The organism is Agarivorans sp. JK6 (assembly GCF_045277145.1).
Taxonomy (GTDB): Bacteria; Pseudomonadota; Gammaproteobacteria; order Enterobacterales; family Celerinatantimonadaceae; genus Agarivorans; species Agarivorans albus.
Map to the genome: position 1 here is coordinate 1,050,254 of NZ_CP113525.1, position 12,696 is coordinate 1,062,949.

9 protein-coding genes are annotated in these 12,696 nt (G+C 45.1%); 8 read left to right on the top strand and 1 reads right to left on the bottom strand.

Annotated features, from left to right (window positions below; translation table 11 throughout):
• The first annotated feature begins 120 nt into the window (after nt 1–120).
• Both OV592_RS04970 and OV592_RS04975 read left to right on the top strand, forming a co-directional pair.
• Nucleotides 121–4,377 carry a PKD domain-containing protein gene (locus tag OV592_RS04970; protein WP_406610610.1) on the top strand — a complete coding sequence of 1,419 codons (4,257 nt, stop codon included), beginning with the start codon at nt 121–123 and terminating at the stop codon, nt 4,375–4,377.
• 139 nt (nt 4,378–4,516) lie between these two features.
• A complete protein-coding gene (locus tag OV592_RS04975; protein ID WP_406610611.1) occupies nt 4,517–4,810 on the top strand; it encodes an ArsR/SmtB family transcription factor in 294 nt (97 codons plus the stop codon).
• Nucleotides 4,811–4,874: 64 nt separating this feature from the next.
• Here the strand turns inward: OV592_RS04975 and rpsT are convergent, their stop codons facing one another.
• Nucleotides 4,875–5,135 (bottom strand): 30S ribosomal protein S20, encoded by a 261-nt coding sequence (rpsT, locus tag OV592_RS04980; RefSeq protein ID WP_152784499.1) that lies wholly within the window; start codon nt 5,133–5,135, stop codon nt 4,875–4,877.
• Between the two features lie 238 nt (nt 5,136–5,373).
• On the opposite strand from rpsT, the gene murJ reads away from it, so the two are divergent.
• From murJ to ispH, 6 genes are read left to right on the top strand one after another with little or no spacing between them, the layout of a single operon-like run.
• Entirely contained in the window at nt 5,374–6,951 is a 1,578-nt protein-coding gene (gene murJ / locus OV592_RS04985; protein WP_016401312.1) for a murein biosynthesis integral membrane protein MurJ, read from the top strand.
• A 42-nt stretch (nt 6,952–6,993) separates the two neighbouring features.
• Complete coding sequence (gene ribF / locus OV592_RS04990; protein WP_406610612.1) at nt 6,994–7,932, top strand: bifunctional riboflavin kinase/FAD synthetase; 939 nt, start codon at nt 6,994–6,996, stop codon at nt 7,930–7,932.
• A 20-nt stretch (nt 7,933–7,952) separates the two neighbouring features.
• Complete coding sequence (gene ileS / locus OV592_RS04995) at nt 7,953–10,784, top strand: isoleucine--tRNA ligase (protein ID WP_406610613.1); 2,832 nt, start codon at nt 7,953–7,955, stop codon at nt 10,782–10,784.
• Nucleotides 10,777–11,289, top strand: coding sequence for a signal peptidase II (gene lspA, locus OV592_RS05000; RefSeq protein WP_406610614.1), 513 nt, complete (start codon nt 10,777–10,779; stop codon nt 11,287–11,289). The genes ileS and lspA overlap by 8 nt, the downstream gene beginning before the upstream one ends.
• Complete coding sequence (gene fkpB / locus OV592_RS05005) at nt 11,286–11,711, top strand: FKBP-type peptidyl-prolyl cis-trans isomerase (RefSeq protein WP_016401308.1); 426 nt, start codon at nt 11,286–11,288, stop codon at nt 11,709–11,711. Before lspA ends, fkpB begins: the two co-directional genes overlap by 4 nt.
• Nucleotides 11,712–11,720: 9 nt before the next feature.
• Nucleotides 11,721–12,665, top strand: a complete 945-nt coding sequence (gene ispH / locus OV592_RS05010; protein ID WP_249483306.1) for a 4-hydroxy-3-methylbut-2-enyl diphosphate reductase — start codon at nt 11,721–11,723, stop codon at nt 12,663–12,665.
• Nucleotides 12,666–12,696: the final 31 nt, after the last annotated feature.

Genomic DNA, 12,696 nt, shown 5'->3' on the forward strand with positions numbered 1-12,696 from the left:
GTAGTAGGGCAATATAAATACGGTTAACACTAAACTTCCCATGTTTGGCTTCTGCATTTTTATCAGCGAGTAAAGCGTATTAGTGGCTTGAGAGCTACGAGTGCGGGAAAGGAAGCAATCATGAAAAAGGTGTTCGCCTTAAGTATGGTGGCTGCGTCGATCTCTGCGCAAGCGGAGATTGCGGCAACTCATATTTATCATAATCACATGCCAAACTTTTGGCCTTACTACGATGTAAGCAAATACGAAGGTCTAGCAGTAGGTGATCCAATTCGTTATACCTACGACGGCCAAGTTATTAACCTTAAAAATAACCCCCCAGCAAATTACACATTCTATATTCCTGGCAGCGGTGCGCCGATGCCACATGATGACTTGGTATCTTATTATCAGCATCATGCCAAAAAAGGCGCTTACTTAAGCTGGCCAATGGATACAGCTAGAAACAACAATGGTAATCATCCACAGAGCCAAACGCATGTCACCATGTCGGCATCGGTTATTAACAACGTGCAGAGTTTTGGCGAGTTAGGTAATTTGGATGGTTACAATTTAGGGTGGGGCGCTTATTGGCGCGATACGCAAAACGGCACAAAAACCAGCGGTGGTTTTAACGCTTTAGACACGATTCACTTTTCTGGTCACCATACTATGGGGCCATTGGTGGGTAATGACTATTTCTTAAAAGATTTGATTTATCAAAACATTACTTTGGCTCAAGATTACTTCTTGGGTGACTCATTTAAATCATCGAAAGGTTTCTTCCCAACAGAGCTTGGTTTTTCAGAGCGGATTATTCCAGTACTTACCAAGTTAGGTATTGAATGGTCGGTACTTGGGAACGTGCACTATTCACGTACTTTGCGTGATTATCCTTATTTGAATGACCCCGGCAAAGATACTTTGATTTCTCCGCCTAACCGCGCAGATTTACAAAATGTTAGCGACATAGGTGCGTGGACCGAGTTACATATGTTCAACGAGCAACAGGTGACTTACAACAAGTTCCCGTTTGCTTCGATTCCTCACTGGGTTCAATACGTTGACCCTGAAACCGGTGAGCAGCACAAAGTTGCCGGTATTCCTGTTGAGCAAGCTAGCTCTTGGGAAGAAGGTTACCAAGGCTCAATTACTGCTGACGTACTAAAAGCTTTTGAAGGCGACGCTGCATCTTTAGGCCGTACCCAGTATTTCACCATTGCGCATGATGGTGATAACTCGTCAGGTAGAGCGGGTGATGGTGGCACTTGGGCTAACTCAGGGAATGTTACGTATGCCGATAGCTCGGTGCGTGGTATGGGCGTGGACGAGTACCTAAAAGCTTATCCAATTCCAGAAGACGACATTGTGCACGTACAAGATGGCTCATGGATTGATACACGAGATTCATCGGCTGATCCTACGTGGTACCACTGGCATATTCCAATGGGCGTTTGGCGTGGTCAGATGGCAGACTTTAACACGGTAAATGGCACCGATTTTGTGGCTACACGTGAGCACATGGTATCGCTTGAGTTAGGCTATCACTACCTAGAGCGTAACTTTGCTTTATTGCAAGCTGCCGAAAACTATGCAAAAACCGCTGAGCAAATTTGGTTAGACAATAACCCTAATTACTGGAGCCCAACTACCGCGCGTGATAACGAGGTAACTTACCCGGGTAACCAGCTTAATCCGTGGATGATGTCTTTCCCGGTTAAAGGTGATGCGAACAACAACTATGCTGGCGGTGCAAACCCTGCAGAGTTAGGTTGGTACTTCCTTATGGCCTCAATCGATTCTGGTTTTGGTTATTACGATGAAAACGTTGATGACGGGGTAAAACCTACTATTTCGTTTAACCAGTCATTACACTTTACAACCCCGTATGTCGAAGCCAACCTTGGACAAGATAAAACGGGTCCTTCGGTTTGGTGGCCACAGCGTTACCCATACAATCCTGGTAGTGCTAACTCAAGTAAAGCGGAAGGCTGGGCTACGGTATATGCCGATACCAAGTTTGCGATTTATACCTACGGTTATGACGTAAGCGGTATTCAAGATATCCAGGTTAAAGTACGTGTTCACAAAGACAAGTGGGCAACCGCTACCGATAAAACCTTTAAGCTCTATGACCCAAGCGCGCATGCTAGCGATCCTGATGTAGATCCTTCACGGGTTGGCGAATGGCAAACCTTTAGCATGACCGAGCGTGACTTAAACGGTGACATGAATGGGGTAGATTGGCAGCCATCTGGTAAAGAAATGTTCGAAGTAGTGCCAGCTGAGAAAATCGGCAATATGTACTTCACCTACATTGATCAATACCAAGAGCAGCTGTTGGATTACTACATTGAAGCAACTGATAGTAAAGGCAACGTAACTCGTTCTGAGATTCAACAAGTTTACGTAGGTGCTGGTCAGTTTAGTAGCGTTGGCGGTAAAACCGTTGAAGATGTGAACGGCGCAATTGCTGGCGAAGCGATGTTCTTCACCGACAATGTTGTAGTAGGTGATAAGCGACCAACGGCACATATTAATGCCGCAGGTGGCGAAGTAGAACTAGGTACTGTAGTAACTTTGAGTGCTGCTGGTTCAACTGACGAAGAAGGCCCAATCGCGAGCTACTTATGGAGCACTGGTGAAACCAGCCCGTCGATTACGGTTACTTTAAACGAACGTACCACTATATCGGTAACTGTTACTGACAGTGTTGGTCAGAAAGATTCTACCAGCGTGACTTACCGAATTATCGGTCAATCCGTGTTGAGTACCTTGTATTACCAAGATAACAACGGTTGGGGCAAGGTATGTTTGCATTACACCGTAGACGGCGCAGTTACGTGGACTACAGCTCCAGGTGAAGAAATGCAAAGCCTAGGTGACAACTGGTATAGCTTAACCGTAGATTTAGAAGATGGTAACCAGCTGGAGTTTGTGACGAATAACTGTAGTGGTGCTTGGGATAATAATGGCGGTCAAAACTATCAAATTGATGAGGGTAGTTGGAATGTAAGCGGCGGTGCAATTGCTGCCGGTATTCCAGACGGTTTAGACGGAAACAACGCACCCGTTGCCGCGGTTAGCCCAGGAAGCCAGTCTGTGGCTAAAGGGTCACAAGTTGTGCTAAGCGGTGCCGGTTCAAGTGATTCTGATGGCTCTATTGCTAGTTACAGCTGGAGTACCGGTGAATCTAGTGAGTCAATCACCGTTACAGTGAATGAGACTCAAACGATTAGCCTAACGGTAACTGACAACCAAGGGAAAACCGCAACTACTTCGGTAACTCTAACGGTTATTCCAAATAAAGCGCCAGTAGCAAGCATCTCTCCAGCTACTCAAACTGTAGCTGCCGGAACAACAGTAAACTTAGATGGTTCAGGTTCTAGTGATGAAGATGGTTCTATTGCTAGCTACCTATGGAGTACCGGTGAAACAACCAGCTCTATCTCTGTAGTGGTGGATGCCAGCCAAACTATTAGCTTAACTGTTACCGACAACGAAGGTGCTACTGCAACGGCAGAAGCCGTGCTAAGTGTTGAAAGTGATGAAAAAGTGAAGAACTTCAATCAGCTTTACTTCCGTGGTACTGCCAATGGTTGGGCGACAACTGCCATGGACTTAGTGGCTGATCATACTTGGCAAGTTGTGGTTGATTTTGATGGTCAAGCAGAGCAACGCTTTAAGTTAGATGTTAATGGTGATTGGACCCAGAACTACGGTGATACTAATAGTGATGGTGTGCTAGAACAAACCGGTGGGGATATCTTCACTGATGTGGTGGGTTCTTACTTGATAGAAGTGAATGACCAAACTTTGGCTTACAGCATTACCGAGCTTAACGCTAACCAAGCTCCTACTGCAATTATTGGTGCATCGGCAACTCAAGTGGATATAGGCCAAAGCATCACCTATAGCGCAGCGGGCTCAAGTGATAGTGATGGCGTTATTGCCAGTTACTTATGGAGCAATGATGATACGAGTGAGACTACAACGGTAACCTATAATACAGCGGGTTCTCATAGTATTGGCTTAACCGTGACTGATGATGGTGGTAAAACTGCACAAGCGTCGGTAGTGGTTGAGGTGATTGATCCAAATGCTAACTTTACAGCTAACTTTGAGCAGTTGTATTTTCGTGGTACCGCTAACGGATGGCAAACTACTGCTATGACTTTAGTTGCTAACAATGTTTGGCAAGTTAGCGTGAACTTTGATGGCCAAAACAATCAACGTTTTAAGTTTGACGTAAACGGTGACTGGTCAAATAACTATGGCGATAACAACAACGATGGCACTCTAGAACAAACTGGTGGCGATATTTTCACTGGTATTGTTGGAAGCTACATTGTTGAAGTGAATGATGCCACGATGCAATATCGGATTATTGCTCAGTAAGGTATTGGTTTAGTGACGTTAAAGCCGCTTAATTGCGGCTTTTTTGTGCGTCGCTCAAAAACCATGTGCTCAGCTTTAACCTAGCGAGCTATAGCCATTTCACGTATAGTTTGGCTTAAGTGAGTTAGTAGGTAGAAAGATGAACATTCAAGACATGCAAAAAAATGCTGAACCTGCATTAAAATTGTTAAAGGCGCTAGCAAACGAAAGCCGCTTAATGATTTTATGCCACTTAGTGGAAGGTGAGTTAACGGTAGGAGAACTGAACCGACGGGTAACCTTAAGTCAGTCTGCGTTATCTCAGCATTTAGCATGGTTGCGAAAAGATCAGCTTGTGAGCACGCGTAAGGAGTCTCAAACCATTTACTACTCAATCGCTAGTGAAGAGGCTAAAGCGGTGCTAGGGAAGCTACATGAGCTTTACTGTAAGTAATTAGCAATAAATGCAGACATAAAAAAACCGGCTTAGGCCGGTTTTTTTCATCAAGCGCTTTAAATTAAAGTGCGTTGATTTTTGCAACAATGCGGCTCTTATGACGAGCTGCTTTATTTTTGCTGATCAAACCTTTAGACGCGTAACGGTCTAAGATAGGTTGAGCTGCTTGGTATGCTGCTGTAGCTGCTTCTTTATCGCCTGCTTCGATAGCTGCAATAACTTTTTTCAAATTAGTGCGCATCATAGAGCGACGGCTAGCGTTATGTTGACGACGCTTTTCAGCTTGGATAGCGCGTTTTTTAGCTGACTTAATATTAGCCAAGTGTAACTCCTGAACTTTGTCTTGGAATTATGAATTTAAAGGCCGTGGAATATGCCCGTTTTTCATGTTTATGTCAAACAATTTTTAACCAAGTATAAATATCAAAGCAAGGAAAACCTAACTAAACGTCATGACCGTAGCATCGATCTTTATAGGCGGTTAAACTGTGCCGCGATTCTACCAGCATTTTTAATGTTAGGGCAGAGGAATTTGTGTAATTTAGCAACAGGACAGTGCATTGAGTAAAACCTTGTTAAAATCTGGCGCCATTGTTAGCGCTATGACCCTGATTTCCCGCATATTAGGTTTGGCTCGTGATGTAGTCATTGCTAATTTAATGGGAGCGGGGGTTGCTGCCGACGTATTTTTCTTTGCTAACAAAATTCCTAACTTTTTGCGCCGCTTATTCGCCGAGGGCGCGTTTGCCCAAGCATTTGTACCGGTACTTACCGAATACAAGCAAAAGAGTTCTGAAGACGAAGTAAGAGAGCTTATAGCCAAAGTTAGCGGCACGCTGGGCTTAGCCGTTACCATAGTTACCTTGTTTGGCATTATTGGTTCGCCTTTAATCGCTGCACTATTTGGCACGGGATGGTTTATATCGTGGTTAAACGACGGCCCCGATGCTGCTAAGTTTGAACTGTCGGCCTTTCTACTTAAAATTACTTTTCCCTATTTATGGTTTGTTACGTTTACCGGATTGTCGGGCGCTATTCTTAACGCATTTGGTCGTTTTGCCGTGGCGGCATTCACGCCTGTATTGCTAAATGTAGCAGTGATTAGTTTTGCGATATTTGTTTCCCCTAACCTAGAGCAACCTGAGGTTGGCTTGGCCATGGGGGTTTTCTTCGGCGGCTTAATTCAGTTTCTATTTCAATTACCCTTCTTGTTTAGGCTTAAGTTGCTGCAAAAGCCAAGTTGGGGCTGGAAGCATCCTGGTGTGGTAAAAATTCGCACCTTAATGATCCCTGCATTGTTTGGTGTATCGGTCAGTCAAATAAACTTGTTATTGGATACCTTAATCGCCAGTTTCCTAATCACTGGCTCTATATCGTGGCTGTACTACTCCGACCGCTTGTTGGAATTTCCCCTAGGTTTGTTTGGCATTGCCATTGCCACCGTGATTTTGCCAAGCTTATCGCAGCGTCATGTTGATAAAAGCCCGCAGCAGTTTCAGCAAACCATGGACTGGGCAGTGCGCATGGTGTGTTTTTTGGGCATACCCGCCACCGTAGGTTTGGCCTTACTTGGTCAGCCTATTTTACAAGTCTTGTTTATGCGTGGTGCCTTTGATCAACAAGATGTATTAAACGCCTCCTACAGCTTAATGGCTTATAGCGGTGGCTTATTGTTTTTCATGCTAGTGAAGGTATTAGCGCCAGGATATTACTCGCGCCAAGATACCAAAACGCCGGTGAAAATTGGCATCATCGCCATGGCAAGCAACATGGGTTTTAATCTTATCTTCGCGATTCCTTATGGTTATATTGGGTTAGCTATTGCCACAGCTTTATCGGCGTTGCTTAATGCCAGCCTGCTTTATCGCGGTTTACACAAACAAGGTGTTTACAAACTCGGCTCTCCTACCTTGGTATGTATTGTTAAAATCTTAGTGGCATCGACATTGATGGGGGGGCTCATTGTGTGGCTTTCTCCCCTTGCTGAACAATGGTTTGCGTTGTCGTGGATAGACAGTGTTTGGCAACTTTTAATCTGTGTAGCAGCGGCCGTGATTAGCTACTTGGTTTTGCTATTTTGCTTGGGGATAAGATTAGCTCACTTGAAAAGCAGTTTCGGGGCTGTAACTGCGGACTAAACAAGCTATAATCCGTCGGTTTTTGACGAAATAGGCGCGGGAATGGAGTTAATTCGCGGAATACGCAACATTAAAGCGCGTCACTATGGCTGTGCATTAAGTATTGGTAATTTTGATGGCGTGCATTTAGGCCATCAACAAGTAATTAAGCGTTTAGTTGAACAGGCTCGCCAGCGGAGTTTACCCGCTGTGGTGATGATTTTTGAGCCACAACCGCTTGAGGTGTTTGCTAAAGATAAAGCACCCGCTCGAATTAGCCGATTTCGCGATAAGTATCAGCAACTGAAAAGCTTAGGTGTAGACCGCTTGTTGGTGGTGCGTTTTAGCCATGAGTTTGCTCAACAAAGTGCTGACTATTTTGTTCGCCAGTTATTGGTTGAATTGCTGGGAGTGAAATACCTAGCAGTGGGAGATGACTTCCACTTTGGTAAAGGTCGAGAAGGTAATTTCGCAAGCTTACAAGCGGCCAAAAAACAGTACGGATTTGAGCTTACAGCAACCAATTCGTTTTGCTTAAATCAGCAGCGAGTGAGCAGTACCTTATTACGTCAGCATTTAGCCGAGGCCGATTTCTCAACGGTGGCTCAATTGCTAGGCAAAAAATTTAGCTTTAATGGCAAAGTCATTCATGGCCAAAAGTTGGGGCGTCAATTGGGCTTTGCTACGGCAAATTTAAAAGTTGCCCGCCATGTATGCCCCTTGCATGGGGTGTTTGCAGTTAAAGCCTATATACAAGATCAGCCAGAGCATCGCTTTTCAGGCATTGCTAACATAGGCTGGCGGCCAACCGCCGCAGGAAAGGATTTATTGGTAGAAGCTCATTTGTTTGAGTTTGACGCCAATCTGTATGGCCAACGATTAGTGGTTGAACCGCAGTTAAAAATACGAGATGAACAAAAATTTGATTCGCTTGATGCGCTTAAAGCTCAGGTGAATCTCGATATTAAGCGTGCAAAAGCCTACTATGGCCTTGCAGAGTAATTGACTGGAAAAGTGATTCGATGAGCGACTATAAAGATACTCTTAATCTACCTGATACTGAATTCCCGATGCGTGGTAATTTAGCCAACCGCGAACCTGCAATGCTTAAGCGTTGGAGCGAAAAGGATCTGTACGGCCAAATTAGACAGGCCAAAAAAGGTAAGAAGAGCTTTATTTTGCACGATGGCCCTCCATACGCCAACGGCAATATTCACCTTGGCCATGCGGTTAATAAGGTGCTTAAAGACATCATTATTAAGTCGAAGACTTTATCTGACTACGATTCTCCTTATGTGCCTGGTTGGGACTGTCACGGTTTACCTATCGAGCTACAAGTAGAAAAGAAAGTTGGCAAGCCGGGCAAAAAAGTAACCGCTGCTGAATTTCGTCAAAAGTGTCGCGATTACGCCGCTAAGCAAATTGATGGTCAGCGCAACGACTTTATCCGCATGGGCATTTTAGGTGATTGGCAAAACCCTTACCTAACCATGAACTTCGATACTGAAGCAAACATCATCCGTGCCTTGGCAAAAATCATCGATAATGGCCACCTATTGCAAGGTTCTAAACCTGTGCACTGGTGTACCGATTGTGGCAGTGCTCTTGCTGAAGCTGAAGTTGAATACGAAGATAAAACCTCTCCTGCCATTGATGTGCGTTTTACCGCGGTTGACGAAGCCGAGGTATTAGCCAAATTTGATCACCCAGAAGGCGTGACCGGTGAAGGGCCAATCTCTGCAGTTATTTGGACCACTACGCCGTGGACTTTACCTGCTAACCGAGCGGTAGCCTTAAATGCTCACCTTGAATATGTATTGGTTCAAATTGAAACTGAAACTGGCAAAGAGCGTTTAATTCTGGCGCGCGACCTAATGGAAGAGTGTGTAGAGCGCTTTGGTGCAACTCACTTCCATGCTTTAGGTTACTGCCAAGGTGATGCCTTAGAGTTAGTTAAACTTAAGCACCCATTTTATGACTTTGAAGTGCCGGTTATTTTAGGTGACCACGTAACGACTGAGTCAGGTACAGGTTGTGTTCACACTGCTCCTGGTCATGGCCAAGAAGATTTCGCGGTAGGCCAAAAGTACAACTTAGAGGTGGCTAACCCGGTTGGTGATAATGGTGTTTACCTTGCCGATACCGAATTTTTCGGTGGTCAGCATGTATTTAAAGCTAACGACAACGTAGTTGAAAAACTTAAAGAAACAGGCGCGCTTCTGCATCACCATGCTTACCGTCATAGCTACCCACATTGCTGGCGCCACAAAACCCCTATTATTTTCCGTGCTACGCCGCAGTGGTTTGTGAGCATGGACCAAAATGGTTTGCGTAAGCAAGCGATGCAAGAAATCGAGAAAACCCAGTGGATCCCAGATTGGGGCCAAAGCCGTATCGAAAGCATGGTAGAGAATCGCCCAGACTGGTGTATTTCTCGCCAGCGTACGTGGGGCGTACCGATTGCATTGTTTGTGCACCGCGAAACTAACGAACTGCACCCTCGTGCGGTAGAGTTGATGGAAGACGTCGCTAAACGTGTTGAACAAAGCGGCATTCAGGCTTGGTGGGATTTAGATGCTACTGAACTACTTGGCGATGAAGCTGAGCAGTACCGCAAAGTAGAAGACACGCTAGATGTATGGTTTGACTCTGGTTCAACTCACTCAAGTGTAGTTGCTGCACGTGAAGAGTTTAACGGTAAAGCTGCAGATATGTACTTAGAAGGCTCTGACCAACACCGCGGTTGGTTCCAGTCATCATTAATGATTGCTACAGCAATTAACGGCAAAGCGCCTTACCAGCAAGTACTTACTCATGGTTTTACCGTAGATGCCAATGGTCATAAGTTCTCTAAATCATTAGGTAATGGTATCGCTCCGCAGGATGTTTGGAACAAACTAGGTTCAGACATCTTACGTTTGTGGATTGCATCCACCAACTACACCGCGGAAATGAGCGTATCGGACGAAGTATTCAAACGCAGCGCCGATGCTTATCGTCGTATCCGTAATACCTCGCGTTTCTTATTGGCTAACTTAGCCGGGTTTGAACCTGAGCAGCATTTAGTGGCAAGTGAAGACATGGTAGAGCTTGACCGCTGGGTAGTGGGTCGAGCAGCCGCTGTTCAACAAGAAGTTGTAGAAGCTTACGAGCAATACCAGTTCCACGTTGTTTATCAAAAGCTAATGCACTTCTGTTCAATTGAACTAGGTAGTTTCTATTTAGACATCATTAAAGATCGTCAGTACACCGCAAAAGCCGATGGCCTAGCACGACGCTCTTGTCAAACGGCACTATTCCACATCGCTGAAGCATTAACCCGCTGGATTGCACCTATCTTAAGCTTTACCGCTGACGAGATTTGGCAGGCATTACCTGGAGAGCGTAGCGAATTTGTATTCACTGAAGCGTGGTACGAAGGCTTAGCTGCGTTATCACAAGATAGCAAAATGAATGATGCATTCTGGGCTCAATTGATCACTATTCGTGATGAAGTGAACAAGAACCTAGAGCAAGCACGCCGCGACAAGAAAATTGGTGGCACCTTAGAGGCTAAAGTAACGCTGTTTGTAGATAGTCAGTTAGAGCAAGTGTTAAGCCAGCTGGGTGATGAGTTACGCTTTGTATTGTTAACTTCAGATGTAAGCTTACAGGCTTTAAGTGAAGCGGGTGATAATGCCGCTGCTACTGAGTTGGACAACCTTAAAGTTACCGTAGAAGTAGCCGAAGCCGCGAAATGTGACCGTTGTTGGCACCACCGTGAAGATGTTGGTCAAAACGCTGAGCACCCAAGCTTGTGTGGTCGTTGTGTAACTAACGTTGCGGGTGAAGGTGAGTCTCGTAGCTATGCATAACGACGCTGTAGTAAGTAAAACAAATAGCACGGGTTTACGCTGGTTGTGGTTAAGTGTGGTGGTATTCATTGTTGACCAAGTTACCAAGTTTGCCATTGCTAAAACCTTCGATTTATATGAATCGGTAGCAGTAACGCCATTCTTTAATTTGGTTTCGGTTCGAAACTACGGTGCAGCTTTTAGCTTTTTAAGTGATGCCGGTGGCTGGCAACGTTGGTTTTTTACTGCCATAGCGCTTTTTGTGAGTGGTTTGCTGGTGTGGTGGATGAAAAAAACACCCGCCGAGCAAAAGTGGCCAGCCATTGCTTACGCCTTAGTATTAGGCGGAGCAATTGGTAACGTATTTGACCGCGTAGTGTTTGGCTATGTTATCGACTTCCTCGATTTTTACGTGGGCAGTTACCATTGGCCATCTTTTAACGTTGCTGACTCAGCCATTTGTGTGGGTGCGGTATTGTTAGTGTTAGATAGCTTTTTGTCGCCGCAAGCCAAGGAACCTAAATGATTCAGCAAGGAAGCAAAGTAGAACTTCATTTTGTATTGAAGTTAAGCGATGGATCGATTGCCGAAAGTACTTATAACTATCCAAAGCCAGCTCAACTGGTAATGGGTGATGGTAGCCTAACCGAAGGCTTTGAAGCGTGTTTATTGGGTTTGAAAACGGGTGATAAAAGCCAATTTGAACTTAATGCCGAGCAAGCCTTTGGCCAAAGCAATCCGGATAACATTAAGTACTTTGAGCGCAGCAAGTTTGGTGATGAAGCACCTGCCGAAGAAGGCAGTATTATTGCGTTTGCTCAGCCTGATGGTAGTGAAATTCCGGGCATTGTGCGTGAAGTAACCGGTGATTCAGTAACGGTAGATTTTAATCATCCGCTGGCTGGCCAAACGGTTATTTTCGAAGTAGAAATTTTAGCGGTTAATTAAGGAGCGATAGTGGAAATACTGTTAGCTAATCCTCGCGGTTTTTGCGCTGGTGTTGACCGCGCTATTTCTATAGTTGAACGTGCTTTAGAAATGTTTGGTGCGCCTATTTATGTTCGCCATGAAGTGGTTCACAACCGCTATGTAGTAGACGGTTTACGTAAACGTGGTGCTGAGTTTGTTGATGAACTTAGCGATGTGCCCGAAGGCAGTATTTGTATCTTTAGCGCTCATGGCGTGTCTCAAGCTGTACGTGCAGAAGCCAAACAACGTGATCTTAAGATCTTCGATGCTACCTGCCCACTCGTAACTAAAGTGCACATGGAAGTTACTCGCGCCAGCCGTAAAGGCATTGAGTGTATTTTGATTGGTCACCATGGCCACCCTGAAGTTAATGGCACTATGGGCCAATATGACAACGCTGACGGTGGTATTTACTTGGTAGAAACGGTAGAAGATGTTGCTAAGCTGCAGGTTAAGAAACCTGAGCAGTTGTTTTACTGTACTCAAACTACTCTGTCGGTTGACGATACCTCCGCGATCATCGACGCATTACGTGTGACTTTTCCAGAAATTCAAGGGCCTCGTAAAGACGATATTTGTTATGCCACCCAGAACCGCCAAGATGCGGTGAAAGATTTGGCAGAAAAATCTGACGTGGTATTGGTAGTGGGGTCGAAAAACTCTTCTAACTCTAACCGACTGCGTGAAAAAGCTGAGAAGTCAGGTGCAGCTGCCTACCTTATTGATGGCGTTAGCGACATTAATTGCCAGTGGTTTAAAGCCGATAGTCGCATTGGTGTTACAGCTGGAGCTTCAGCTCCTGAGGTGCTGGTGCAAGAGGTGGTTTCTGGACTTAAAGCAATGGGCGGAGTAACCGTTGTTGAAAACCCTGGCCGCGAAGAAAACACCATTTTTGAAGTCCCCGCAGAGCTTAGAGTTACTCAAACCAGCTAACTGAGTCATCTCTCAACTAAACCAAAAAAGA

Excerpts from the sequence above, each read along its gene's own strand:
- OV592_RS04970 (WP_406610610.1), top strand. The coding sequence starts at position 121 with ATGAAAAAGGTGTTCGCCTTAAGTATGGTGGCTGCGTCGATCTCTGCG.
- OV592_RS04975 (WP_406610611.1), top strand. The coding sequence starts at position 4,517 with ATGAACATTCAAGACATGCAAAAAAATGCTGAACCTGCATTAAAATTG.
- ribF (WP_406610612.1), top strand. The coding sequence starts at position 6,994 with ATGGAGTTAATTCGCGGAATACGCAACATTAAAGCGCGTCACTATGGC.
- ileS (WP_406610613.1), top strand. The coding sequence starts at position 7,953 with ATGAGCGACTATAAAGATACTCTTAATCTACCTGATACTGAATTCCCG.
- lspA (WP_406610614.1), top strand. The coding sequence starts at position 10,777 with ATGCATAACGACGCTGTAGTAAGTAAAACAAATAGCACGGGTTTACGC.
- fkpB (WP_016401308.1), top strand. The coding sequence starts at position 11,286 with ATGATTCAGCAAGGAAGCAAAGTAGAACTTCATTTTGTATTGAAGTTA.